The sequence below is a fragment of the Paenarthrobacter sp. NPDC090520 genome (assembly GCF_044769205.1).
Taxonomy (GTDB): Bacteria; Actinomycetota; Actinomycetes; order Actinomycetales; family Micrococcaceae; genus Arthrobacter.
Genome location: NZ_JBIVXM010000027.1, coordinates 13,169 through 37,989, shown reverse-complemented (window position 1 = coordinate 37,989; position 24,821 = coordinate 13,169). Strand labels below are relative to the sequence as shown.

Annotated in this window: 25 protein-coding genes; 12 read left to right on the top strand and 13 right to left on the bottom strand. The window is 63.1% G+C overall.

Annotated elements, in window-relative coordinates; translation table 11 throughout:
• Positions 1–82: 82 nt before the first annotated feature.
• Positions 83–961: a helix-turn-helix transcriptional regulator gene (locus ACIQTZ_RS21940; RefSeq protein WP_402984065.1), complete on the bottom strand. Its 879-nt coding sequence runs from the start codon at positions 959–961 to the stop codon at positions 83–85.
• A 129-nt stretch (positions 962–1,090) separates the two neighbouring features.
• Here ACIQTZ_RS21940 and ACIQTZ_RS21935 point away from each other — a divergent pair, with 129 nt between their 5' ends.
• From ACIQTZ_RS21935 to ACIQTZ_RS21925, 3 genes are all read left to right on the top strand, one after another.
• On the top strand, positions 1,091–2,353 hold the full coding sequence (locus ACIQTZ_RS21935; RefSeq protein WP_402984063.1) for an MFS transporter: 1,263 nt from the start codon (positions 1,091–1,093) through the stop codon (positions 2,351–2,353).
• Positions 2,354–2,532: 179 nt separating this feature from the next.
• Positions 2,533–5,013, top strand: coding sequence for a glycoside hydrolase family 3 C-terminal domain-containing protein (locus tag ACIQTZ_RS21930; RefSeq protein ID WP_402984060.1), 2,481 nt, complete (start codon positions 2,533–2,535; stop codon positions 5,011–5,013).
• Between the two features lie 95 nt (positions 5,014–5,108).
• Entirely contained in the window at positions 5,109–5,888 is a 780-nt protein-coding gene (locus ACIQTZ_RS21925) for an isocitrate lyase/phosphoenolpyruvate mutase family protein (protein WP_402984058.1), read from the top strand.
• A 66-nt stretch (positions 5,889–5,954) separates the two neighbouring features.
• Here the strand turns inward: ACIQTZ_RS21925 and ACIQTZ_RS21920 are convergent, their stop codons facing one another.
• Entirely contained in the window at positions 5,955–6,878 is a 924-nt protein-coding gene (locus tag ACIQTZ_RS21920) for a LysR family transcriptional regulator (protein WP_402984055.1), read from the bottom strand.
• A gap of 152 nt (positions 6,879–7,030) precedes the next feature.
• On the opposite strand from ACIQTZ_RS21920, the gene ACIQTZ_RS21915 reads away from it, so the two are divergent.
• Positions 7,031–7,369 carry a hypothetical protein gene (locus ACIQTZ_RS21915; protein WP_400332726.1) on the top strand — a complete coding sequence of 113 codons (339 nt, stop codon included), beginning with the start codon at positions 7,031–7,033 and terminating at the stop codon, positions 7,367–7,369.
• 119 nt (positions 7,370–7,488) lie between these two features.
• Here the strand turns inward: ACIQTZ_RS21915 and ACIQTZ_RS21910 are convergent, their stop codons facing one another.
• From ACIQTZ_RS21910 to ACIQTZ_RS21880, 7 genes are all read right to left on the bottom strand, one after another.
• Positions 7,489–7,818: a hypothetical protein gene (locus ACIQTZ_RS21910; RefSeq protein WP_402984052.1), complete on the bottom strand. Its 330-nt coding sequence runs from the start codon at positions 7,816–7,818 to the stop codon at positions 7,489–7,491.
• A gap of 79 nt (positions 7,819–7,897) precedes the next feature.
• Complete coding sequence (locus tag ACIQTZ_RS21905) at positions 7,898–8,401, bottom strand: DUF4253 domain-containing protein (protein ID WP_402984049.1); 504 nt, start codon at positions 8,399–8,401, stop codon at positions 7,898–7,900.
• 226 nt (positions 8,402–8,627) lie between these two features.
• Positions 8,628–9,329: a hypothetical protein gene (locus ACIQTZ_RS21900; RefSeq protein WP_402984047.1), complete on the bottom strand. Its 702-nt coding sequence runs from the start codon at positions 9,327–9,329 to the stop codon at positions 8,628–8,630.
• Positions 9,330–9,637: 308 nt separating this feature from the next.
• The gene (locus ACIQTZ_RS21895; protein ID WP_402984044.1) at positions 9,638–10,414 is read right to left on the bottom strand and encodes a hypothetical protein; all 777 of its coding nucleotides are present in this window, start codon (positions 10,412–10,414) and stop codon (positions 9,638–9,640) included.
• Positions 10,415–10,448: 34 nt separating this feature from the next.
• On the bottom strand, positions 10,449–10,745 hold the full coding sequence (locus tag ACIQTZ_RS21890) for a hypothetical protein (protein ID WP_402984042.1): 297 nt from the start codon (positions 10,743–10,745) through the stop codon (positions 10,449–10,451).
• A gap of 54 nt (positions 10,746–10,799) precedes the next feature.
• Positions 10,800–11,255 (bottom strand): DUF3806 domain-containing protein, encoded by a 456-nt coding sequence (locus ACIQTZ_RS21885; protein WP_402984039.1) that lies wholly within the window; start codon positions 11,253–11,255, stop codon positions 10,800–10,802.
• A gap of 196 nt (positions 11,256–11,451) precedes the next feature.
• Positions 11,452–12,297 carry a hypothetical protein gene (locus ACIQTZ_RS21880; RefSeq protein WP_402984037.1) on the bottom strand — a complete coding sequence of 282 codons (846 nt, stop codon included), beginning with the start codon at positions 12,295–12,297 and terminating at the stop codon, positions 11,452–11,454.
• A 418-nt stretch (positions 12,298–12,715) separates the two neighbouring features.
• On the opposite strand from ACIQTZ_RS21880, the gene ACIQTZ_RS21875 reads away from it, so the two are divergent.
• The 4 genes from ACIQTZ_RS21875 to ACIQTZ_RS21860 all read left to right on the top strand — a co-directional run bounded on the left by ACIQTZ_RS21875 (position 12,716) and on the right by ACIQTZ_RS21860 (position 16,582).
• The gene (locus tag ACIQTZ_RS21875) at positions 12,716–13,540 is read left to right on the top strand and encodes a hypothetical protein (RefSeq protein ID WP_402984034.1); all 825 of its coding nucleotides are present in this window, start codon (positions 12,716–12,718) and stop codon (positions 13,538–13,540) included.
• 453 nt (positions 13,541–13,993) lie between these two features.
• A complete protein-coding gene (locus ACIQTZ_RS21870; protein ID WP_402984032.1) occupies positions 13,994–14,287 on the top strand; it encodes a DUF4265 domain-containing protein in 294 nt (97 codons plus the stop codon).
• Positions 14,288–14,579: 292 nt separating this feature from the next.
• Positions 14,580–15,176 (top strand): dihydrofolate reductase family protein, encoded by a 597-nt coding sequence (locus ACIQTZ_RS21865; protein ID WP_402984029.1) that lies wholly within the window; start codon positions 14,580–14,582, stop codon positions 15,174–15,176.
• Positions 15,177–15,550: 374 nt separating this feature from the next.
• The gene (locus ACIQTZ_RS21860; protein WP_402984026.1) at positions 15,551–16,582 is read left to right on the top strand and encodes an LLM class flavin-dependent oxidoreductase; all 1,032 of its coding nucleotides are present in this window, start codon (positions 15,551–15,553) and stop codon (positions 16,580–16,582) included.
• Here ACIQTZ_RS21860 and ACIQTZ_RS21855 read toward each other — a convergent pair whose 3' ends face one another.
• Complete coding sequence (locus ACIQTZ_RS21855; RefSeq protein ID WP_397325127.1) at positions 16,583–16,783, bottom strand: hypothetical protein; 201 nt, start codon at positions 16,781–16,783, stop codon at positions 16,583–16,585. It lies immediately after the preceding gene.
• A gap of 153 nt (positions 16,784–16,936) precedes the next feature.
• On the opposite strand from ACIQTZ_RS21855, the gene ACIQTZ_RS21850 reads away from it, so the two are divergent.
• The 4 genes from ACIQTZ_RS21850 to ACIQTZ_RS21835 all read left to right on the top strand — a co-directional run bounded on the left by ACIQTZ_RS21850 (position 16,937) and on the right by ACIQTZ_RS21835 (position 20,721).
• The gene (locus ACIQTZ_RS21850; protein WP_402984023.1) at positions 16,937–19,315 is read left to right on the top strand and encodes a CHAT domain-containing protein; all 2,379 of its coding nucleotides are present in this window, start codon (positions 16,937–16,939) and stop codon (positions 19,313–19,315) included.
• On the top strand, positions 19,300–19,737 hold the full coding sequence (locus tag ACIQTZ_RS21845) for a hypothetical protein (RefSeq protein ID WP_402984021.1): 438 nt from the start codon (positions 19,300–19,302) through the stop codon (positions 19,735–19,737). Before ACIQTZ_RS21850 ends, ACIQTZ_RS21845 begins: the two co-directional genes overlap by 16 nt.
• The gene (locus tag ACIQTZ_RS21840; protein ID WP_397325125.1) at positions 19,734–20,096 is read left to right on the top strand and encodes a CU044_2847 family protein; all 363 of its coding nucleotides are present in this window, start codon (positions 19,734–19,736) and stop codon (positions 20,094–20,096) included. The genes ACIQTZ_RS21845 and ACIQTZ_RS21840 overlap by 4 nt, the downstream gene beginning before the upstream one ends.
• A 118-nt stretch (positions 20,097–20,214) precedes the next feature.
• Complete coding sequence (locus ACIQTZ_RS21835; RefSeq protein ID WP_402984018.1) at positions 20,215–20,721, top strand: universal stress protein; 507 nt, start codon at positions 20,215–20,217, stop codon at positions 20,719–20,721.
• Between the two features lie 376 nt (positions 20,722–21,097).
• Here the strand turns inward: ACIQTZ_RS21835 and ACIQTZ_RS21830 are convergent, their stop codons facing one another.
• The 3 genes from ACIQTZ_RS21830 to ACIQTZ_RS21820 are packed head-to-tail and all read right to left on the bottom strand — an operon-like array spanning position 21,098 to position 24,821.
• A complete protein-coding gene (locus ACIQTZ_RS21830) occupies positions 21,098–22,489 on the bottom strand; it encodes a GntP family permease (RefSeq protein WP_402984015.1) in 1,392 nt (463 codons plus the stop codon).
• 23 nt (positions 22,490–22,512) lie between these two features.
• The gene (locus ACIQTZ_RS21825; protein WP_402984012.1) at positions 22,513–23,148 is read right to left on the bottom strand and encodes a bifunctional 4-hydroxy-2-oxoglutarate aldolase/2-dehydro-3-deoxy-phosphogluconate aldolase; all 636 of its coding nucleotides are present in this window, start codon (positions 23,146–23,148) and stop codon (positions 22,513–22,515) included.
• Positions 23,145–24,821 carry an amidohydrolase family protein gene (locus ACIQTZ_RS21820; RefSeq protein WP_402984010.1) on the bottom strand — a complete coding sequence of 559 codons (1,677 nt, stop codon included), beginning with the start codon at positions 24,819–24,821 and terminating at the stop codon, positions 23,145–23,147. The genes ACIQTZ_RS21825 and ACIQTZ_RS21820 overlap by 4 nt, the downstream gene beginning before the upstream one ends.

The following is a 24,821-nucleotide window of genomic DNA, read 5'->3' as shown; positions in this document are numbered from 1 at the left end:
CAACGCCCCCATCCAACGGACCAGCTTAAAGCCTTCCCTTGGATGGGCCGAACATGACGCGGCGGGCTGCGTGCAGCAGGCCTCAGCGAGCGCCCGCAGTCACCTTCTCAACCACGTTTTCTGTCGCCGCCCAGGACGCGAGGAGCTTCAACGCCTCTTCACTGGAGCTCCCGGGAACGGCTGGGTAGACGGTGACGTGCAGGCCCGTGTCTTCATCGAGCTCCAACTGTTGGTAGGTGAGCTCCAAAGCCCCCACCACCGAGTGGTGGAAATTTTTCATGCCCGAACGGTGGCGCCGCACATTGTGGGCTGCCCACAACGTACGGAATTCCTCGCTCCGCATGGACAGCTCACCCACCAGTTCGGCAATGCCCTTGTCGTGCGGGAAACGTCCGGCATGGCGGCGAAGGATTTCCACGTTGGTGTTCTTGGCCCGTTCCCAATCGGGGTAGAAGTCCTGTCCGCGCGGATCCAGGAAAATGAACCGGGAGTGGTTCGCCGGCCCGGCCGTGCTGCGGAAGAGGTCGTAATACATGGCGTAGCCCAGGGCATTCGCCGCCACCACGTCCATGCGGTTGTTCGCGATGAGGGCCGGGGCGCCGGTGATGGCGTCCAGGAAGTACTGCAACGCGGGGTCCAGGGTGGGGCCCGCCTTCTTGGCCTTGGTCCGGTTGCCGCGGTTGGCTGTGCGGGCAAGGTCGTACAGGTGGTCCTGTTCGGCACGGTCCAGCTGGAGCGCCCCGGCGATTGCGTCCAGCACGCTGTCAGATACTCCGGTCAGGTTTCCCCGCTCCAAGCGTGTGTAGTAGTCCACGCTCACTCCGGCCACGCGTGCCACTTCGTCGCGGCGCAGGCCGGAAACACGGCGACGGGCACCGAACGATTCGATGCCTGCCTGCTCAGGGGTGATTCGTGCGCGGCGGGACATAAGGAACTCCCGCACCTCCGATCGATTGTCCATGGTCAACACGTTACGACCCCGCGCGTTTGTTGTGAGAGGTTCTGCTGGAACCCGTATAGACCGGGCCTCCCACCAGGCGTTCCGCTCGTGATCGGATAACTCCCAGTTGTTCGTTAGGGAGGCCAATCCATGCCAGAGACTGTTGCTGCCACGCGCCGCGAGGTCGACGCCCATCCCGTTGCCCGCTGGGCCGGGGTGTACGCCATGTCCTTCGGGGCCTTTGCCCTGGTGGCGTCCGAGTTCATGCCCGTCAGCCTGCTCACCCCCATGGCCCAGGACCTTCAGGTCTCGGAAGGCTTGGTGGGCCAGGGCATCGCAATATCGGGACTGTTCGCCGTCCTCACCAGCTTGTCCATTTCCACGCTGACCGGAACCATGAACCGGCGGACGTTGCTGCTCGCTTTGACCGCCTTGATGGGTGTTTCAGGGGCCCTGATCGCCCTGGCGCCGGGATACCTGCCGTTCATGGTGGGTCGCGCTTTCATCGGCGTCGTGATCGGCGGCTTTTGGTCCATGTCCGCTGCCACCGCCATCCGCCTGGTTCCCGCACCACGGGTTCCCCGTGCCCTGGCCATCGTCAACGGCGGCAACGCTTTGGCCACTGTGCTGGCGGCACCGCTGGGCAGTTACCTTGGCTCACTGATCGGTTGGCGCGGCGCCTTTTTCTGCCTGGTTCCGGTGTCCGTCGTGTGCCTGGCGTGGCTTTGGTTTTCGCTGCCGTCCTTGGCGGCACCGTCGGCGACCAGCCCGACGGCGGCAACAGGCCCGACGTCGGACCCTGGGTTTTCGTCGCGGGCACCAAAGGTGCGCAGCATCTTCGCCATCTTCACCGCGTTCCGCCAGCCCGCCGTCGCCTGGGGAATGGCCGCCTGCGGCGCCTTCTTCATGGGTCAGTTCATCCTGTTCACCTACGTCCGGCCCTTCCTGGAAACCGTGACAGGGGCGGACGTGACATCCGTATCGCTGGTCCTCCTCGTCCTTGGGGTGTCCGGCTTCGCGGGCACCGCGCTCATTGGCCGTTTCCTGGGCGCCGGGCTGTACCGGACCCTTACGGTGATTCCGGCCGTCATGGCACTCATTGCGGCGGCCCTGGTCCCGTTCGGTGCGGTCTTCGCCGTCGTCGTGGTTCTCCTAGGCGTGTGGGGGCTGCTGGGGACGTCGGCGCCTGTGGGGTGGTGGAGTTGGGTGGCGCAAGCCATGCCCCACAACGCCGAACAGGGCGGCGGACTCATGGTGGCCGTGGTGCAGACGTGCATCGCGCTCGGGTCCACGCTCGGCGGTGTTTTGTTTGACTCGTTCGGCTTTGAAAGCACGTTCCTGGCCAGCGCCGGTGTGCTGGTGCTGGCCGGGTTCCTTGCCTGGCAAACCAAGCGCGTGACCACCGGACCGTAGTTGGCCTTTGCCGGCAGTTGTTGTAAATTTGCGGGACGAACGTAGGCAGACGCAATCCGTTCGGTGGGCCTGCTCGCAGCGGTCAAAGCATCGCGAACCCCACCGATCTTGATGCAGCCGGCACCACCTGATGGCTTATCGGGCAGGTAGCCGGCGGCATATTGCGAAAGGTGCCCTGCATGTCTGCAATTCCCTCGTCGGTCCCCGAACTTCTTGAGGACGAACTCCGCAAGCGACTGGCTTCCCTGGATCTGGAAGCCAAAGTCAGGCTGCTGTCCGGCAAGGACCACTGGAGCACGTACGCCGAGGAATCGATCGGGCTCCGCTCACTGATCCTGTCCGATGGAACCGTCGGAATCCGGGGCGTCCGGTGGACCGAGGCCGGGACCTCCATCAACATCCCCTCAGCAACGGCCATTGCCTCCAGTTTCGATCCCGAACTTGCCCGTTCCATGGGATCCGTCATCGGTGCTGAGGCCCGGCGAAAAGGTGTGGACGTTGTCCTGGGGCCGGTAGTCAATCTGCAGCGCACACCCTACGGCGGCCGCCACTTCGAAGCCTTCAGCGAGGACCCCCAGCTCACGGCCAGCATGGGGGCGGCCATGGTGGCAGGCATCCAGGCTGAGGGGGCAGCCACCACGGCCAAGCACTTCATAGCCAACGAGGCCGAAACCGACCGCATGAACTCCAACTCCGTCGTCTCCGAACAGGTGCTTCGCGAGGCGTATCTGAGGCCCTTCGAAGCGATTGTGGAGGCCGGCGGCCTGGGCGTCATGTCCTCCTACAACAAGGTGAACGGAACACCGGCCATCCAGTCGGAGCTGATCACTGAGGTCCTGGAGCGGGAGTGGGGTTTCGATGGCCTGGTGGTCTCGGATTGGGGAGCAATCAGGAACGTGGATGCCGCGTCCAGCGCGCGCGGCGGCACCGACCTGGCCATGCCCGGCCCCAGGACGGCGTGGGCCGACGGCCTCCTGGACGCTGTCCGTGAAGGGCGTGTCCCGGAACGGATCGTCGACGGCAAAGTGCTCCGTCTCCTGCGGCTGGCCGCGCGGGTGGGCGCGCTCCAGGGCATCGCTCCCTTGGTAGACCGTGAAACCCTCCCAACCCCGCCGCTCGCGGAATCACGCGGAATTGGCCGGAAGCTGCGGGATGCGGGGAGCAAGGGCATGGTCCTCCTGCGGAATGAGGGAGGATGCCTGCCGTTGCCGCCGAGTGTAGAAAAGATCGCCGTGATCGGTCCTGGAGCAGTGACACCACGAACCAACGGCGGAGGCAGCGCGGCCGTGGTTGCACCCGCTGCAGTCCCTCCGCTGGAAGCAGTGAAAGCCGCCCTTCCCGGTGCGGAAATCCAGTACGCCGAAGGGGTCCGTCCTTACACACTCGTGAAAACCCTCTCAGCCGCGAACGGCAGCGCACCCGGTGGCCCTGGAGTGGTTCTGATCGATTTTCTCGACGCTGAAGGTGCGGTCCTGGGAAGCGAACGCCGTCACCGCTGCGACACCCTGACGTATGGCATGGGCTATCCGGAGGGTGTCCCGGAAGATGCCGTCACGGCCATCCGCGCCAGTACCCGCCTCAGCGTGGACGCAGCGGGCGATTACGTGTTCGCGGCGGCCGGATCCGGCTACGCCCATGTGACCGTTGACGGAGTCACGCGCTTGGACGACGAATTGGTCCCCATCAATTCCGACGCCGTGGTGGGAATGTCCCTGCCGCCCCAGGGCCTTATCCAGCTTTCGATGACCCCGGAACGACCGCTGGATATCGTCTTCACGTACACGCCGGCACAGAAGACCGTGGCTTCCCTCCGGCTGGGCTTCGAAACGGCAGCCCCGGATCCCGATGCGCTGATCAGGGAGGCCGTTGAGGTTGCCCGCCACGCTGACGTGGCCCTCGTTTTCGTCGGCACCAGCTCCGAAGACGAAGCCGAAGGTTTCGATCGGTCCACCCTTGCACTGCCTGGTCGGCAAGACGACCTCGTGGCCGCCGTTGCCGCCGTCGCCCCTCAGACAGTGGTGGTGGTCAGTTCCGGCGCGCCGGTCCTCCTGCCGTGGCGGACGCACGTGGATGCGATGCTCCTTTCATGGTTCGGTGGCCAGGAGATGGGGTGGGCGTTGGCCGACGTCCTCACTGGTGCAGCCGAGCCCGGGGGCAGGTTGCCGGTCACTTTCCCGGCCGATGAGCAGAACCTGCCGTCACCGCGGCCTCACGATGGCGACGTTGACTACAGCGAAGGGCTGGACATCGGTTACCGCGCCCACGCCCGCGCTGGAACCGGGCCGGCGTATCCGTTTGGCCACGGCCTGGGTTACAGCGCCTGGGACCTTTCGGCGATGTCCATAGAGAAGCACGCCGTGGGGGTGGACGTGGCAGTAACGCTGGGCAACGTTGGCGGCCGGGAATCCCGCCAGGTTGTCCAGGTGTACGTCTCGCGGGAGACGACCGGCGTCGTCCGGCCTGCCCTCTGGTTCGCAGGTGCGGCAGTCTCCGAGCAGGGGCCTGGAGCGGAGGAGACCGTGACCGTGCCTGTTCCGCGCCGCCTGTTCGAGCACTGGGACGAGGACTCCGGATCGTGGCGCCTTGAGCCCGGTACGTTCCGGGTACATGCCGGACCGTCCAGTGCTGACCTGCCGTTGGCGATGGACGTGGCGTTGTAAGACTGGCCGGCTTTGGGTTCGGCTGGGCTGCTGCGCCTAGGCTGTGGTTTGGAAGGTGCGATTCACTCCACAACATCAAACGACGGAGGAAAACCATGACCGAAGCAAACACCACCGCACTCGCGCAACAGCTGAAGGCCCTGCACGAGGCACCCGAAATCCTGAGTGTCGTCAATGTGTGGGACGCCGTCAGTGCCACCACGGTTGCAGCACTGCCCGAAACCAAGGCAATCGCTACGGCTGGCCACTCCATCGCAGCGGCCTACGGTTACGCCGACGGAACCATGCCCCTGGACGTGGCGCTCAGCGGAGTGGAGCGGATCGTCAAGGCAGTGGACCTGCCGGTCACGGCAGACCTCGACGACGGCTACGAAGACCCTGCCGAAACCATCCGCCGGGCGATCGGCATCGGAGTCGTGGGCGCCAACGTCGAGGACCGCTTGCGGCCTTTCGACGAGGCAGTAGCCCGCGTGCAGGCCATCATCAAGGCCGCCGAAGACGAAGGCATCGCCTTCCAGCTGAACGCCCGCACCGACGCGATCGCCAAGGGTGGCGACCGCCCGATCCAGGAGAGCATCGAAGACGCCATCGCGCGTGGCCGCGCCTTCCTCGACGCCGGCGCTTCGCTGGTTTTCGTGCCCGGCGCGCTGACTCGCGAGGTCATCGAGCCGTTGGTTGCCGGCCTCGGACAGGGCAAGCTCTCGGTCATCGGCGCCCCCGGTGCCCTGCCCGCAGCCGAACTCCAGGAACTCGGTGTGGCCCGGGTTTCCTATGGTCCGTTCACGCAGCGGGTTGCCCTGCGTGCCTTGCAGGACCTGGCCTCCGACCTCTACGGCTCAGGGGTCATCCCCAAGGACACTCCTGCGCTGAACTAACTTCCAGCCCTGAGGTGGTCCCGTCGCTGTCACAGTGGCGGGACCATTTTCATGAGCCGGACCTTTTCATGAGCCCGATCGCGTATCGAACGCCGCCGCCGATTCCCTCAGAAGCCGGGCGAGCGTGTCCACGGGCAAGCTCGTGGGCCTTCGCCGCTCAAACCGCCGCAAGGCGATATGCCTGGTCCCCAGGCCGGGAACATCCAGGACATCCACCTGGTCCTGGATCACGCCGGTCAGCGCGAGCGTAGGCACAATGGCCACACCTTCTCCGGCCGCGACCAAGGCGAGCGCCGTCAGCGTATCTGCGTATTGGTGGACCGTCTCTATGCGGACGCCTGTTGAATGACGCAGCCGGCCGAGCACCGCGATGTTGGCCGCAGACGGCTCGACTCCCAACCAGGGCAACGGCAAGCGGCTAAGGTCGATGCTTTCCGTGGCCAGCAACGACCCTGCCGGAACCACCAGTTTCCAGGGTTCGTCAAGCAGGGGTTCCTCCACCATTCCCGATGCCAGCGGCTGCTGCTCTGCCGCCGTCGAGTCCTTTTCCACCACCACGGCGTCGAGTTGGCGTTGCCGGAACAACCGCATCAGGGGCGGGAAGCTGTCCTCGACGATTTCGATCTTCAACTGCGGGTACATGCTGCGCCATTCGGGGATCCGCGGTATCACTACTGTCCGCATGAAGCTGGTGAAGCCACCCAGCCGGACAACACCGGCCACCTTGGCCTCGCCTTCCATACGGGTCCGGGCAACATTCAACGCCCTTTCAATCTCTTCGCCGGCTTCGGCCATGGCGAGACCCGCGGGCGTGAGCACTGATCCTTTCGGCGTCCGGACCAGGAGAGCTTGGCCTGCTTCGCTCTCGAGTTTGCTCAGCTGCTGGGACACGGCCGAGGGCGTAATCCGCAGTTCGTCGGCCGCCGCGAGGACCCCTCCCGTGCGGGCGACGGCGAGCAAAACGAGGATTCGGCGCGGGTCCATTTCCATGTTAAGAGATCCTAAATACCGGCTTCAGATAAATGCAATTGAACTAAACAAATATCTCCAGCAAGATCTATCTCAGGGCCACTTCTGCAGGCCCACACCACACCAAAAATCCGCTTGCCGCTCGGCTGGCGCCAACTCGTGAAAGGACTGAAATGGAAATGCTGTGGGAAGTTGTTGGATGGACCGGTGCGGCGGCGATGCTTGGCGCTTTCATGTCAGTTTCCATGGGTTGGCTGAAGCCGGGAATCAGCTTCCAGGCCGTGAACCTGTTCGGCGCCTGCGCGTTCATTCTTAACGGCTTGCTTCATGGCGCGTGGCCCTCTGTTGTCACCAACATTGCCTGGTTCCTGATTTCCAGCATCGCGATTCTCCGCATGCGCGCCAAGCAGCGGGCGGTGGCGGAAACCGTCGCGCCCACCGCGGAGGTCAGGGAATTCACGACGACGGACACCGGCACCCATGTGGTGGTCCCGGTGGCCAAGTGCGCGTAGGCGGCTCACGCCCGGCGGTCTGTTGATTGATGCATGAGAGTGCCCCCAACCCTTGGATGGGGGCACTCCGCGTTGTCTTAGTCCTGGCGCGAGGCGCAGCCAGCGAATGGAGCGTAAGGCTATCCGCGCACGGTGACAGAGAACTTCCACACAACTTTCCCGGTATCGGTCATGATGAAGCACTGACTCGCGCGGGTCCAGGAGGAGTTCATCGTCAGGCGCTTCGTGTTACACGCGGACTGGGTGCTGAAATCTGTCGGGTAAAGATATGAGTAGCCCGCAGCCTGCGCCGGCGCCGCAGCCGCGAGGCCTCCGACGGCAACCGCGATAGCTGCAGTAATACTGGCAATGGTGTTTCGACGCTTCATAATTTCTCCCCAAATAGGCCTGAACGAATACGGCCAAACTACCAGCGCGAACTTGGCACCAAAATGGGCAGAAGTGCCCATAACGGGTTTCGAAATACTGATGCATTAGTGGCGGCTTGGGTTTGGGCTCGAATCATGGTTGCATGATCACGGCAAAGGTCTAGTCCCACCAGAGTTCCACGATGGGACTGCAGTTCGTTTCTGTGGAGACAACGGTGATCTCATCGCAGGCTTGTGCCAGTTCCCGTTGAATGGCGGGGAGGTCAGGGACCGCCAGGGCGAGGGTGGCGTTCTCAGTGTCCGAAAGATGGATTGGGATTGCACCAGCAAGCCGGTTCCATCGTCGAAGGAGCACTGCGAGTTCCGTACGAGTGCCTAAGTTGTCAGCGCCTTCCCATTCGAGGGCCTGAACGACGTCGCCTGGGTTCTCGACCTGGACGGCGACCAGGTTCCCCACACCGGTGCTGTACGCTGGCACTTCTGCCGGAAAGACTACTGGCCGGGCTGTGGTGTCCGCTGGTTCGTCGCCTGTGGTGGTTTTGACGGTGTATTCGTGCAGTGCCTGTTGTTCAGCTTCCGCGTCGAGTAGGGGCGGGAGGTCGTCGGACTCTTGACCCTGTTCTTCCCAAGCCTCGATACGTTCCTCAGGGTCTGAGGGTTCCACGCTGTAAGTGAAGACATGCCATGCCGGTAGTTTCCCTGTCAGTTCCCGTTGAACCCGCCATAGCGTCTCGCCGTCCAGATCGGGTTCCCAGATCAGCGCCGGCGCCCCCGACGGTGTCACTGCTTGGACCGTAGTCGGAAACCCGCTTCCCGCGAGAAAACCTTGAAACTCGTCCACCCTTGTCACGTCACTACCTATCTTTTCCGTTGTTTGAGGGCTTCGAATCTTAGCGTCCGACCGGTGGGACATCCCTGTTTTCCCGTCCGGCACGGGCTTCGGCTAGGGTGAAGAATTTGGTGTCGGGGTGGTGGTGGCGGAAGTCAAGGAGTATGCCACGCCCGTTGGGGACGTAGAAGTCTTCGTTGAAGGGATCAAGACCCAAGTGGCGGCAATAGGTGACAAGCATGTCATGGGTGAACCGTTCAGTGGTCCTGAACGCTTTATAAGCTGCGGTGTCCTCGAAATCAGCGAACGCTGTGCCGTACCTATCGAATACCCACTTGTCATCGTTGATCAGGCTGACATAAGAACCGTACTCTTCAGAGCCCATCATCATGATCTTGCGGGCGCCGTGTCTTCCCCGGTGCTCGGGATAGCTTTTCTTGTCCACTGAGTGCGGGATTTCATCGACGATCACGAAGTGGATGCCACGCTTCTTCGCGTACTCGAAGTAGAGCACTGAGCTGAGGTCAGATCCGGACGCGGAATCGCTCACAGCCGCTGTCCAGTTCGGGTTCGTGGTCTCTAGGAAGAGGTGTTTGCTTCCGCTACCAAGGGGTAGCAATCTGGCGAACCGCTCCTCCAGCGTCCCGGTGGCCTCGACCATTAAGGCATTGGCTTTTACCTGAATGTCTGCTTCATTACTTTCGTGCCAAACCTTGGCTGATTCATCCAACGGAGCGTTAATGAAGGACAGTGTGTTCGTCACTGGCGCCCACCTGCTGCCGAGCAACAACTGGTCGGCAAGTTGATCCGCCTGGATCAAATATCTCTGCATTTTGACCGAATCCTCATCTCTACGTTCTCAACCCACCGTGGCAGGCGCTGATTGCGGTGACATCATCCGCGCTGTCGAACGGGAGGGCGTAGATAACCTCAGAACCCGTTGGGACGCACTGCTCTCCTCAGGTGCTGGAACCAAACGGCTGGTGCAATCCCGATCCATCTTTCGGACACTGGGAACGCCAATCTGCGCCCTTGTAGACCAGATCTTTAGCGGATTCACACCGAACAGCACTACAGGGTGCGCTCGATTGGAGGTACGGTTCGGTCTTCCCGACCAGCCCGTGCCTCAGCTAGCGTGTAGCCGTCTTCCGGACGAGGTTCTCCCCGGAAGCCAATCATGATTCCCCTACCATTCGGGACGTAGAACTCCTCGCTGAACGGATCAAGACCTAGGTGCCGGCAATAATCGACGAGCATGTCGTGTGTGAACCGATCTGTCGTCAAAGTTGAGGTATAGGCATCGATATCTTCGAAATCCAAGACCGTGCCCCCTCTCGCGAAAGACCATTTACCCTCGTTGTCCAGGTAGACACCTGTCACAGCATCGCCCGGTCCCAGTAGCAGGAATCGGCGAGACCCGTAGCGGCCTCGCTCCTCGGGATAGTTCTTCCTGTCAAGGGTGTGTGGGGTTTCTATGACAATGACAGACCTGACTCCCCGTTTTTCGGCGTATTCGAGCTTCAGCATCGAGCTGAGATCAGGACCCGTGTAGGCATTATTGTTCACCGCAAGCGTCCAGTTAGGATCGACCGTTTCCAGAAACATTGTCTCCCCTCCGGCTGCGAGAGGCAGCAGCTTGCTGAAAAGCTCCACAAGCGAACCCGAAAGTTCGGTTTTCCTGAGGTTTGTATTGTCTGCGTAACTGGAGGCGTAGCAGTCGAACCAGACTTGAGCTGCTTCCTCAAGCGGCGCGTTGATGAACGATAACGTATTCGTAATCGGTGCCCACCTGTTGCCCAGCAGCAACTGGGCAGCCAACTTATCGCCCTTTGTCACTCGCGCCGGCATCGATCTCCCCTTCCTGCGGGTCGGAAATTTGTCACTAGGGTAGCGGCATCCATTGCGGATAGCCTTCGGTCAGAATTTTTTGCTGAGCTTTGGACAGAGAGGGGTCGTTTGCCAGGATTCTCATGAAGTGGGGCAGACCACGGACACTTTCGTCACCATCTTTTCTCAGAGGGCGATCTAGCTCAAATACATAGTGCTTGAATGTTTTCCCAGTGGGATCGGCGGGGTCAAGAATGTCGTACTGAAGATCTGGGCGGTTGTTGCCGACGATCTTATTGCTGGCATTGACTTGTTTCTGGTTGATCCTGATGTTGGTTGCCTTGTTCGCCACCGCGTTCTGGATGAGTTGCTCGAGCTTTTGAGCTTGGTACGCAGCAGTCTAGAGTCAGTGCACCTTGAAGTGATTGGTGACCTGGCCAGCCAGGGCTGTTATGAATTCACCGTCTTCCCCGCGGGACCACCGTTTCGCCACAGCATCGAACGGATAGACAAAGAAATTTGTTCGTTCCGAGTGGACCGCCAGCTCCCTGCCCCGGGAGTCTTCGGCAATTACCCACTCCAGGGGCGTGGTCCTGACCAAATGCTCGCCAAAGGCCGCTCCGGCCGCATTCAGATACGGTTGAGGGTCTGCGGGTCCGTCCGGACTGGCCCGCCAGGTGGCAAGCAAAAGATTGTAGAAATCCCTCACACTGCCCGCGTCGTTGAGATCTACCCCCGCACCATCGGCGAGACCAAGACAACTAGTCAAAAACTCACGATGGTCATCACTCAGCGTCGACAGCATCGGCTCCTCATGCCCATCGACGCTTGCCACGGTCTTCTTCCAGTTAAACAATCCCATCCCCCTAGACAACCACTACCTGCCCGGCCGGTAAAACTCCTGTCAGTCGTGAAGACCTGCTCAAAGCGTGTTTGCGAACCAAAGGACGGGCAACCAGTGTTTCCTACTTCCAAGGAACTGGGACATCCTAGGGCCGGCGCACGAACCCGACACCCCGTAGGCCATGCTGGGCGGGTGGTGGGACCGGGAGAAGTCTCTAGGCTTTCCTCGGTGGGTTGTAGATGCCCGGGGGAAGGTCTACGGGTTCGCGGTTGCGGAGGACTTCAGGGATCAGGGACGCAGGAGCGAGCGGTGCCATTTGATGGTCGGTGTAGGTTGCGGAGTATTCGGCCGGGATCCAGGGTAGGTTCTGAGCCCCGAGCTTTTCGGCGAGCTGGCGGCGGTCGAGGGGTGCGTCGCTGAAAGACCTGTATAGACCGCCGGAGCGTTCGGTAGCTTCGGGGCCTAGAAATTTCCCGATTTCGGGTGCCAGCCGGGGGCCGGCCCATACCCACCAGAGTGGGTAGGGCGGGAATCCTACCCACTGCTCAGGTGGAAGCCGAAAGGACGGACGACGCTGCATGTCTTGGTCTCGTTCAACTTCGGCAGATGCGTAGACCGCGCCGAGCTCAGTCGCCACTGCAAGGAAAAACTGGCGAAGAGCGCTCCTGAGCTCTTTATCGGCGAGGGCATGCCCGTCCACGACCAACGTGATTCGGGTGAACGGGATACCCCGGCCAAGTTTGTGGGCCTCGATTTTGCCGTACGTGACCGGTGGCGGGTTCTTGTAGTAGATATCCCAGCCATTGGATTCATCGTTGTAAAACTCATCAATGAACCCATTTTCACCGCTCGAATCGAAACGAAACTGAAGGGGCTCGTACTTGCCGAAACGCACCGGAAGGGCTTCAGACAGGATCTCTTGGGCTAGGCCGAGATTGCGTTTCAGAAAGTCTACTGGGAGATCCTCTTCGAGGAGAATCCAATCAAGCCAGACTTCGTTGCGTACCCTTGGCTGTTCTGTCCGAGGCCGTTGCTTCTTTTCTGTCTTGGGTGTGGCCATACTTCCGAGGTTTTGCTCGTCAATGACCACTCCATGGCAAGATTTGGCCAATTTCCGGGCGAAGCGAACGCCATGGGGATCTCGGTCTCTTGGGTTCCTTCAACCTAGACTTGGAACGTTGTGGCGGCGTCAGCTAGAACCGCGGTGATCTCCTCCGGGACGTCCGCATCCCCGAGTGAGAATGGCCCATCGACAGTGAGGCTGTAGGCCATCTTCACACCTCGTAGCACCACACCGGTGTTATCTGAATTGCCTGGATCGGCGTGCAGCCCGCGGGTATTGCCCACCAACAACCACACCCTGTCCGCGGTAGGTGATCCAGGACAATAGACCGTCAGATCATAGGACATAAGGCACTGGCTCCCTTCCAAGAGCTATTTAGTGGAGCCCTGCCAAAGTGTCAGGGAGTTTCTCAAACTTGATCTTTCCATCCTTGATAAGCTGCATTACTTCTGCAGGGGTGTCCACGAGCTTGCCGGTCCCTTTCGTGTTTGCTCGTGTAGACGATCAGTACCCCACTACCTGGCTTGGTGGCGTCACCGTGCTCGGCGTACTTCAAGAGGTCCCCGATTTGGCTGGTCAGTCTGAACTGTTTCACGTTCTTAACTTCGATGACGTTGCCGGTGAGGTTTCCTCCGACCTTTTCCATGAGGTTCGGGAATCGCAATCTGCTCATGCCATCGACCTGCACGCCTGTTTTTCCGGACAGGCTGACACCCAGCAACTGTTCGACGGCGTGTTCACCCCATCGTCCGATCAGCAAAGCTCCCTTCGGCGGTGTGGCGAAGGGAGGGTTGAGATCGTCAAAGCCACAACTGTGCGCGGATGCCCTTTGCATGTGGGGCTGGTCGGTTCCCGGGGCGTTCTTTTTGTACACACCTGCAGTGACGACGAGGATAGACGATCCGGAAAGGGCACTGACCCTGCCGGCCCCGGCGATCGAGCAGACGGCTGGGTTGTTAGCTGCCTTTTCGATCGTCCTGATGGCGTCTTGGTGTCGGGTGAAGAAGGCGGCGGCTTTGGGGAGGATACGGCCTACGAGGGCGATGGCTTCGGCGGCTTTGAAGAGTTTGCCGATGGGGAGTACCCCGATGAGTGCCATGCCGCAGGCGCCGAGGTCGCCCTTGGTGAAGCAGTTGATGATTTCTGTGACTCCGAAGAAGTCCAGGAGGAGTTGTCCGCCTTCTTTGATGATGAAGTCTGTGATATCGCCTTCGCCAAGGGCCTCGTGTGCTTTTCGTAGTTCTTCTGCCGCTTCAGGACCTCCGGCAGCTTGGGCTGCTGTTAGTTCTTCGGCTGTGGCCGTTCCGGTGGTGTTAGCGCCGCTTTTGCCATGTTCGCGGCGGCGTCTTCTTCGCGCTGTTTGTTGGTGGCGGTGGTGACGGCTTCAGTAGCTGTGGCTGCGGCTGCGTCTTTTCCTGCGTTGATGGCTGATTGTTGTGCGTTGGCGGCGGCTTGGCTTGCCGTGGCTGCTGCGGCGGCGGCTTTGCTCGCTGACGTGGCTGCGTCTGCGGCGTGGGTTCGCGCTGTTTTGGCGTCGGCGCGGGCCTGATCGGCGGCCTGGCGGGCGGTTGCGAGGGATTGTTCGGCTTGGGCTGCGGAGTCTTTGGCCAGGTTGGCTTGATTCGCTCCAGCCCTTACTGAAGCTCACGAAGCGCAAGAGACCCTGCGGTTTGCGGTTCCTCTTGAACCTGACATGGAGCAAATGTGGGAGCGTCGTCGCGGTCGCTTGGAAGAGGACGGCACAGCGACTGTTCTGACAATCTCCGCCTATCTCTATGACGTCAACTTCGGCGACCGCGTGAACGTAATGCGATCGGCCGAGAAGGCGCTCGTTGTCACCGGTGTGGAACGAGACGCTCGTAACTTCACCTTCAGAGTCGTGCTGAAATCGCATGACCCCAAGGCCTGGCAGCCTCTGGCCTATGAACTTGGAGCAAGGATGCCTCCCCGATTTCATCTCTCCGCGGTTCTTCGCCATATCTTGTAGTGAGCCCCAGGCGCGGAAGTCGCGGACAGACTGTTCGCGTTGGGAAGCGATGGCGTAGATCCTGAGGAGACTGGCCGGACACAACCGCTAAGGCAGGCAGCGGAGGATGCAGGTGTCCGGGGAGAGATCCCTCACGGGCGCTTGAAGCCTCCGCAACCGTCTCCTAACCCTTTAGCTTCCAAGGGCACCCGACACCACATGAGCCTTGTAGACCCAGACTCTGATCAGAGGTTCCCCATGTCTGCCCGCGCTGCTACTTTGTGAGCATCTTGTCGCCAAAGAGGAACGAGTCATGAAGCTCACCATCAGCCTGCAGATCACACTTGACGGTGTCGCCCAGGCCAACGGCGGCAACAACGAGGAAATGGACCCCGGGTTCACTCGCGGCGGCTGGGCCATTCCGCTCAAAGACGCTGAGGCCGTTCAGTACATCCTCGACACCTGGAGGCGCCCCGACGCTTTCCTCCTCGGACGGAAGACCTACGGACTGTTCGAGACCTACTGGGGTGCCCGCAACGACGACGGCGGCTTCGGGGAGGCAATCAGCTCGAAGCCGAAGTACGTCGTCTCGACCACCATGGCTGACCGGACCTGGGACCAGACGACGGTGATTGCCGACGACCTTCCCACGCGCGTACGGGAACTCAAGGCGCAGCCCGGAGGCGAGCTGCTCGTCGTCGGCAGCGTCTCACTCGCACGGTGGCTGCTCGAGAACGAAGTGGTCGATGACCTGAATCTGATCCAGTTTCCCGTCATCGTCGGTGAAGGCGAACGCGTCTTCCCCCACCGCGGCCTCGATTTCGGCCTCAAGCTCAGGGACTCCCGCGTCTTCCAAAGCGGAATCGTGGGCCTCACCTACCAAGTGAGCGGACGCCCCGAGTACGCCTGACACGTTCACCGGGTTGCGACATCTCGAATTCAGGATGCGATTCCGCTGGCTAGCGCGGTTCTTCGGCCCCTGGCGGCTCGAGCGTTCCGCAATCCGGCAGGTTTACCTTGAACGCCCGAGCGCCTTCGACCGTAGGGTAAAGGTGAACTTCCTTGGCGAACAAAATATGCCCTGGTCGTTTCTGGCCCAGTGGCCACAAGACGTTGTCGAAGCTGCGGAAAAGCTCGGCTACCCCGTCCGGCATCAGCCGTGATCCACCTCAGCTGGTCCGCCGCCAACTGCGCCCGGGCCACAAAAGGTAACCTCCCGCCGTCGTCATAAGTACCAGCGAATAAGGTGTGCAGTAAACCGCAGCCCATCAGCGAAGGAATCCCATGCCGACCCCCGACCGCCCGCTCCGCAAGCTTGGATTCCTCACCATCGGCCTGTTCGATCCCGCGGATCCGGCGGCGGGGCACCGGTCCACGCTGGAGATCATCGAACTCGGCGAGAAACTCGGCTTCGACAGTGCCTGGCTCAGGCACCGTCACCTGCAATTCGGGATTTCGTCCCCGATCGCCGTGATGGCCGCCGCAAGCCAGCGTACGTCGAGGATTGAGCTTGGCACGGCGGTGACACCGCTGGGTTGGGAGAATCCCCTCCGCCTGGCCGAGGACCTGGCAACCGTGGACCTGCTCAGCGGCGGCCGTATCAACCCGGGGCTGAGCGTCGGTGAGCCCATGAATTACGACACCGTGAAGCACGAGCTGTACCCGGATTCTGCCGACGCTGAGGACTTCAGCTACGCCCGCGTGGAACGCCTTGCCAGGCTGGTTGCGGGCGAAAAGGTGCGGGAGTTTTCCGGCAAGCAGGGTGTGGTGGAGGAGTTCTCCAACCGCGTGGAACCACACTCCCCCGGTCTGCGGGATCGACTTTGGTATGGCGCCGCCAGCCTCAAGTCGGCCGTCTGGGCGGGGAAGAACGGCTTCAACCTGCTCTCCAGCAGTGTCATTTTTCCGGAGGAAGGCCAGGACCCTGACTTCGCCCAGATCCAGCAAAGCCAGATCAGGGCTTTCCGCGAGGCAGCACCGGCCGGGCAAGCGGCGAGGGTTTCACAGGGCCTGGTGGTGATCCCCACCGATTCCGCGTCGAACGCACAGAGGGAAAAGTACCAGCGCTACGTCGACGAACGCACGCCCCGCACCAAAACTCCGCAAGGCCCCAAGCGGGTGATGTTCGCCCAAGACCTCATCGGCACCAGCGATCAGATTGCCGAGCAACTGTACGCGCACAAGGGTTTCCAGGAAGTGGACGAGGTGGCGTTCGCCCTGCCGTTCAGCTTCGAGCACGGGGACTACGTGCAGATCCTCACGGACATCGCGGAGAAACTGGGCCCGACACTGGGTTGGTCAGCGCACAGGGAATAGTCAGTCCACGAACTCCGACTGCGTCTCGATGAAGTCCCAGTCCGCCTCGGTCAGCCCACCGCTGAGGTCGTCCTGATGCGGTCCGCCGGCCTCCGCGATGTGCTGCAGGACCTGGAGCGGCAGTTCCTCGGAGCGCAGGTTTTCGCGCAGCCATTCCTTGCTGTCCAGATGAAGATCGAGCCACCACATGAAGATTTCCATCGCACGCCGCCTTCCTTCGGATGAGAGGCCCCGAGGCCACGGATTAACCGTAGGCCGAGGCAGATTCCCCTTCAAGAGCAGAGAGAACAACCCCTTGTAAGGGACCCGGAACAAGGGCCAATCTGTACGTAAGAACCACAGAGGGATCCCGCGATGGACTGTGACATCGAGCTGGAGATCGTTACCGGCTCTGCACGCGAAGAATATACGGTGCACGTGGTCCGTGCGCCGGCGGGAGGACACGCGTCCGGCACCTTCACCCTGGACGTGGACAGCATCCAGGACCGGCTCCCGCAGCTCGAAGCCACCGTCCTTGCCTCGGCCGTCGCGGCCAGGCGAACCCTCCCGGTGGCTGAGGTCGCCGTCCGCGAGGTGGGCCAGGAACTCTTCCAGGCGCTCTTTACCCGCGAGGTTTACGGCACCTATCGGGCGAGCCTCGGTGCCGCGCAGCATGCGGGGCAACAACTCCGCGTGGTCCTGAGGCTTTCCGCACCCGAGCTTGCGATGATGCCGTGGGAGACCCTGTTCGATCCCGAAACCGAGACCTACCTCTGCCAGACCGAGCCCCTGCTGCGGCACGTCCCCGCTCCCGACTACAACCTCAACCCTCTCGACGTCGCACCCCCGCTGCGGATCCTCGGCATCGTTGCCTCCCCGCGCGACCTTCCGGCCCTGGACATCCAAACCGAGAAGGACCACCTGAGCCGGGCACTGGCAGGGCCCGTTGACGAAGGCCGCGTGGAGCTGGTCTGGTCGAAAACGGGCACGTGGGACGACGTCCAGTCGCTGCTCCTCGCCGGTCCGTGGCACGTAGTCCACTTCGTGGGGCACGGCGACTACGACTCCCGCACCGACGAAGGCCGCATCGCCTTGGTAGGCCCCGACGGCCGGGCCGCCATGGTCCGCGCCGTCCGGCTCATGGCCCTCCTGAGCGTCGCCTCGCCCCGCCCACGGCTGGTGGTCCTCAACTCGTGCTCGTCCGGCGAAATGGGTCAAGCCGATCTCTTCTCCGGTACCGCATCGGCCCTGGTCAGGAGCGGGATCGGCGCGGTTGCCGCCATGCAGTTCGCCATCAGCGACGCCGCGGCCATCGCCTTCGCGCACGGCTTCTACGCAGCCATCGCCAACGGCCGTACCGTGGACGAGGCCGCGCGTGTCGGCCGCATCTCCGTCATGGCCAGCCCGGACGGCACCCTCGAATGGGTCACCCCCGCCCTCTATGTCCGCGGCGGCTCCACGCAACTGTTCACGCTGAAGGGCCCACCGCGCGCGGCGGTCAAGCAGGAGACCACGACGCCGGGACGCACCTCGGGCGGCAACGTCCCGGCCCTCGATCAAAGCACGACGGCGGTTGTCGCCCAGGGCGGGCAAGCCGCCTACGCCGTGGGGCCGGCCAGCGACACAGGCACCGCCCGCGCGGCGCAAGGCAACGCGGAGCTGGCCATGAAGCGCGCGCAGCTCCGGGCCCTCTATGTCCAGGCATCGGCCGAGCTGCGGGCGCGGCGGTACGAGCAGGCCATTGAGCTGTTCACCGACCTCCTGACGCTGGAGCCTGGATACCGGGACGCACCCATGCTTCGGAGCGCAGCCCAGGAGCGTTTGGACATGTCCCGCGCCTACCGTGACGCCGTTGCGGCCGAGGAAGCCGGCGACTGGTTGGCCGCGGCGGACGGTTTTGCCCACGTGCAGGACGATCCCGCCTACCCTGACGCCACCGCCCGGAAGAAGGATTGCGAGCGACGCCAACGCATCGCCGACCTGCAGGGTGAGCTCCGTTATCACTCGTCGTTGGGCTCGTGGGAAACAGTGCTGGACGTCTCGCGGGAATTGGCCACGCTTGACCCGGACCAGGCGGACCCCGATGGCCTGGCCTCGGCTGCCAGGGAAGAGATCGAGAAGGCGAAGCCACCCGAGCCCACACCGGTCGACCCCCGCAGTCGGACCAAGCTGAGGAACACCACGGGTTCTACACGGCCTTCGACCCTCCGCCGGAACCCACCCGGCGGCCAGGCAGCGAGGGGCCAGGCAGAGAGCGCCGGGCCAGCGAGCGGCCAAGCAGCGAGCGGCGAAGCAACGAAACAAGCACCCAGAACGCCCCGGCTTCAGGCACAGTTCCCGGCGCGGAGCCAGCGCAGCCGCGCGTCACCAGCAGCCCCATCCCCCTCATCGGCCAACGGACGCACCAAGCGGCCGAACAAACGCAGCCCCCAGCAGTCGAGCAGCCGCAGCGCCAACGCCCCCAAGCCGGTCCAAACACGGCCCCAAGCAACCCGGCCACACCCGCAAGCCGCCGCGAGCAACCAAGCCAGGCACCGCCGTCGTACGCTGCTCCCAAACCAGGCAACACGCAAACCCAGGCCGAAGCACCCCACGCCAAACCGCCCGACTGGATCCCGCTGGCCTGGGGCGCGGCGTCGCTGCTGGTGGCGGGCGTCGTGGGGGCGGGTTACGCCATCAACTTCATCTGGATTGACGAAACCTACTCGTACGAAGCCGGCGGCGAAGGTTTGCTGCGGGTGGTTTACGGACTGATCGCGCCGTTTGGATACCTGATGCTCGCGGTGGCAGGCTTGCCCGACCGCTCCGTCCTGGGCCGCACGGTCATGGCTTGCCTGGTGGCGGCGCACGGAGTCTTTGGCTTGTCCGGCCTGAACTACACAGTGGAAGCCACCACCATCATCGGAAGCCTCGCGGTGGCCGTGCTGGGACTCTGGGCGGGAGTCCTGGCACTGCGGTCGCAGCAGGATCGTGTCCTCGGCTGGCTGTTGCTGCTCGCTACTGTGTCCATTCCGCTCGTGTGGTTCCAGGACAAAGGGGTCTTCATGGAGGCGTGGTACCGGACGCACGCCTACTTTGTCCTCGTTCAACTGGTCATTCTGGCAACGGTGGGCATCGGATACCTGGTGACAGCACGCCGCCTGCGGGCAGCATCGTCGGAGAGGACAGCACCATGACGCGCTTGGTTGAGTTTGCAACGGACGACGGCGGCACCGTGGTTGTGGAGGTGGCGAGCTCTGCCGGGAGCCTGGTCACACGGGGTGGCGACCACTCCGCGGAGCATTCGGGGGTGTTCGCCAGGGCCCAACAGACGTTCCAACGCGCGCTGGAACACGTCCGGCCGGCGGTCCAGGGCGTGATCGACGAGTTGCTGAGCCTGGAAAACCGGCCGGACGAACTCAGCGTGGAATTCGGGATCGACCTCCATGCGGAAGCGGGGGCGTTCATTGCTGCGGCCAGCACCGGATCCAACTTCACGGTGCGCCTCACGTGGAATAAGCCGAGTCCCTCAACCAACCCCACCTCATCCGCCTAGCCCCACCCAAGTAAGTCGCAGTAGTGCGCGTTTAGAGCCCTCAAAACGCGCTTAACTGCGACCCAGTTGGGGGACCAAACAGCCTGTTCAAGCCCCTCCCCCGGCGCAACAATAAGGTATGGCTGCGGAAAATTTCAGCGGGCGCATTCCCTTGGTGGTCGGCGTTTTACCGGACCAGCATGTGGAGGTCCTGCAGACCGCCCGGACCCTCGCAGAACAACTCGGGGTGCCGTTGGTGTGCGCGTACGTGGACGAGGCCAGCTACCTCGTGGAGTGGGATCCCTCCCGCGAGACCCATCGGATGTCTCTTCATCCGGACAAGGACGACGAGGATGTGGCGGCCGTCCGGGACGATTTGGGGAAGGCCATCGCCGATGCCATGGACGGAGGTTCGGCCGATTGGACGCTGCGGTTGTTGGCCGGCGATCCTGCCCGCGCCCTTGGACGGCTCGCCGAGGACATCAAGGCGTCCATGATCATTGTCGGCACGCCGGAACCTGGCCTGGGGCACCGGATTTCCGAGGCTTTGAACGGTTCGGTGGCGGCATGGCTGAGCCATCACCAGCGTCGGCCAGTCCTGATTGTGCCGCAGAAAAAACGCCCGGAAACCGCCTCGAAAAACTAAAGCGAAAGTACTAATTCGACATGGTGGCAATGGAGGCCAACGCGTCGTAGAGTATTTACTGCAGGTGAGTGAAAGCCCCTGCCTCAAAGGCTGCTCCGGAGTGCGTATCCCCCAATAACGCACTCCGGAGCTTTTGTTTAACCACACCGCCCGCCCGCAGCCGTCGCTGGCCTGTACCGCCACGACCTTCTTTGACGCGAAAACGGCCCCGACACGCCTATGGACAGACATGTCGGGGCCGTTTGGCAGTCAAAGTGGGTGGTGGCGGCACGCGCCGCGGCAAAAAGGCACGACGGCGGGAACCCACCTCGGGCGCGGCAGCCTCCCCGCCGGGCAAAAGGGCACGACGGCGGTACTCACCCCAGGCGGAGCAGCGTCACCTCACGAACGTGTACAGCAGGGCCGCCATGCCGAAGCCCACCAAGGACAGGACGGTCTCAAGTACGGTCCACGTCTTCAGGGTGTCCTTGACAGACATGTTGAAGTACTTGGAGATGATCCAGAAACCGCCGTCATTGACGTGGCTGGCAATGATCGAGCCCGAGGAAATGGCCACCACGATCAAAGCCAACTGCGGCTGGGAGTACCCGGATGCCAGGCTCGGGGCGAGGATACCGCCGGTGGTCACGATCGCCACGGTGGCCGAGCCCTGGGCGATGCGCATGCCGGCACTGATCACGAAGGCGGAGAGGATGATCGGCAGGCCGGCCTGGGACAGCGAGTCAGCCACGGCCTTGCCAACACCAGTCGCTGAGAGGACTGCGCCGAAGAACGCACCCGCACCGACGACCAGCAGGATCATGCCCACGGGACGCAACGAGGAGCCGGTGATTTCGCTGAGCTCGGCTGCGGTCATGCCACGGCGGATACCCAGGAGCCACATGGCCAGCAGCACGGCCACGGTCAAGGCAATGGCCGGGTTGCCGAAGAACTGGAGGGCATCGCGGAACGGGCCTGCGGGAGCGAAGATGTTGCCGAAGGTGCCGCCGAGGATGAGGATCATCGGCAGGCCAATAGCCAGCAGCACCAAGCCAATGGAGGGCTCGTGGCCGCGGGACGTTTCAGCCTCTTCCACAATCCGGTCCTCGGGCACCGTCACCATGACACGCTTGCCGATCCACGTGCCCCACAAAATACCGGAAGCGAACCAGGCCGGGACACCGCAGATGAGGCCCATGAGGATGATCCAGCCGAGGTCCACGTGGAACAAACCGGCGGCAGCGACGGGTCCCGGGTGCGGGGGCAGGAAGGCGTGGGTCACGGACAGGCCGGCCAGCAGCGGAAGCGCGTACAGGGCCAGGGACTTGCCACCACGGATCGCAGCGACGTACACCAGCGGCGCCAGCACGAAGATGCCGATATCGAAGAACACCGGGATACCCAGCACGAAGCCGGTGATGCCCATGGCAAGCGGCGTACCCTTCTCGCCGAAGATCTTCACGAGCCTGCCCAGCAGCACCTCGGCACCGCCGGACCGTTCCAGGATCGCTCCGAGCACGGTACCAAGGCCGATGATCACGGTGATGTGGCCAAGGATGCCGGCGAAGCCCTTTTCAATGAGGGCGTCGCTGCTCTTAGTGGCCGATCCCACCAAGGCTTCCACCGAGATCCCGCCCACCAAGGCCACCAGCACACCCGTTCCCACCAGGGCGATGAACGGTTCGAGCTTGACCTTGATGATCAGGAACAGCAGGAGCGCGATGCCGGCGCCTGCCAGGAGGAGCAGGCCGACGGTATCGTGCCGCAGCCAGTCGAGGAATTCATTCATGGACGTTACTTTCTAGGTGGGTCCTACTTGAGGGTGCCGGTGAAGGCGGCGGCACGTGCCGCGATGTCTGCCCAGTCGCCGGCAGCAACTGCTGCGGGCGGGACCACGCTGGTGCCGCAGCAGACTGCGGCAGCACCGGCGTCGAGGTAGCTCTTGGCGTTGGAGGCGTCGATGCCTCCGGAAGGAAGCAGCCGGATGCCCGGGTAGGGCCCCTGCAGATCCTTCAAGTACGCCGGGCCGAGCTGCCGGGCGGGGAAAATCTTGACGGCGGCGGAGCCGAGGTCCAGCGCCTGCGCCACCTCCGTGGGGGTCATGGCGCCGAGGCTGAACGGGATGCCTGCCGCCGTGGCAACGGCCGCGACCTCGGGCCGAAGTCCGGGCGTCACCAGGAACTGTGCCCCGGCGTCGATGGCCGCGCGGGCCTGGTCGCCGGTCATCACCGTGCCGATTCCGACGGCGGCGCCGTGGTCAGCTGCGGTTTCGGCCGCGCGCTGGACGTGCTTGAGCGCGTCCGGCGTGGTGAAGGTCAGTTCGACGCTGCGGATGCCGCCCTGGGCCAACGCCCGGCAGAGGTCCGCGGCGTCCGTGATGGAGGGTGCCCGGACCACCGCGAGGGTGCGGTCGGCTTCGAGCTGCTGGACGAATTCTTCGGGGGTCATTGGCTTCTTTCCTGGTTGGTAGCGGCTTCCCTGGTGAGGCCGTCACCCTGCCTGCGGAGGGCGCGGCCGGCGCGCGCGCCGGTGGGTTTGCCGCCGTCGATCGCTGCCGTGCCGTTGACGAACACGTACTCGATGCCGCTGGCGGCTTGGCGGGGATTCTCGAAAGTGGCGGTATCGCGGATGGTTTCGGGATCGAAAAGTACGACGTCGGCGGCGAACCCTTCGCGGACCAGTCCCCTGTTGTGGAGCTTGAGTCGTGCGGCAGGCCGGCCACTGAGGTGATGGACAGTCTCTTCGAGGCTGAGCAATCCGAGGTCCCGGGAGTAGTGGCCGAGGTAGCGCGGGAACGTACCCCACGCGCGCGGGTGCGGCTTGGCACCGACCAACAATCCATCGCTGCCACCTGTATGCGTGCGGTGTTTCATGATGGCCTGCACGTTTTCCTCGTGGCCCACGTGCTGCAGGATGCCGGTGCCCAGGCGGTCCTCGGTGAGGATCCGGGCGAACACGTCGAACGGTTCTTCCCCGGTCTCCGCGGCGATGTCCTTGATGGTCTTGCCCACGTGGCCTGCGAGCGCAGGATTCTGGACACCGCTGATCTCCAGGGTCTCCCATTCCGCCACCACGCCGTGGCAGCCATCGGAACCGTAGATCTCCACGGCTTCGCGGATGCGGGCACGGGTTTCGGGGTCGGCCAGGCGGTCCAGGGTGGCCTCCGTTCCGCCGGACGACGCCCAGCTCGGCAGGATCGCACTCAGCGTGGTGGCACCCGGGAGGTAGGGGTAGGTGTCCAGGGTGATGTCCACGCCTTGCTCCAGCGCTTCATCGATGAGGTCCAGGAGCTCCCCGGCACGGCCCTTGTTTTCGGCGAAGTTCATGGTGGCGTGGGACAAGTGGAGGGCGCATCCCGTCTCACGGCTGAGCCCGATCATCTCTGCGTAGGCATCGAGTGCGCCCTTGCCGTAGGAACGGTGGTGCGGAGCGTAGAACCCGCCCAGTTCACCAACAACTCGGCACAGGCCTGCGAGTTCCTCGGTCTGCGCGTACATTCCGGGCGTGTAGGTCAGGCCGGAGCTCATGCCCACGGCGCCTTCCTCCATCGCCGTGCGGATGACGTCCTGCATCTGCTGCTGCTGTTCCGGGGTGGGATCGCCCTCCGCGAAGCCCATCACCATGGCCCGGACGGTCCCCTGCGGGACGAGGTAGGCGGCGTTGGTGGCAATGCGCCCGGTGCTGCCGTCCGCGTTGGCTTCCGGCGCATCCAGCCGGTCCAGGTACTCGCCCACGGTTCGCCAATCCCAGTCGAAGTCCGCTGGGTTGTCGTTCCAGCCTGCGATCTTCTCCCGGACTCCAGCGAGTGTGGCGTCGTCAACGGGCGCGTAGGAGAGCCCGTCCTGGCCCAGCAATTCCGTGGTGACGCCTTGGCTGAGCTTGGCGTAGTGGCCCCGGTTGACCAACAGTTGCAGGTCCGAATGCGCGTGCATGTCGATAAACCCTGGGCTCAGGACCAGGCCTGTGGCATCGATGACACGGTCCGCGCCCGTGCCCGCCTCGGTGAGGCTGCCGGCGTCGGCGATCACGGCAATTACCGCACCGTCGAGCAGGACGTCCGCGGGGCGGCGGTCCGCTCCGGTTCCGTCCACCAAGGTGGCGTTGCTGATGAGGGTCTTCAT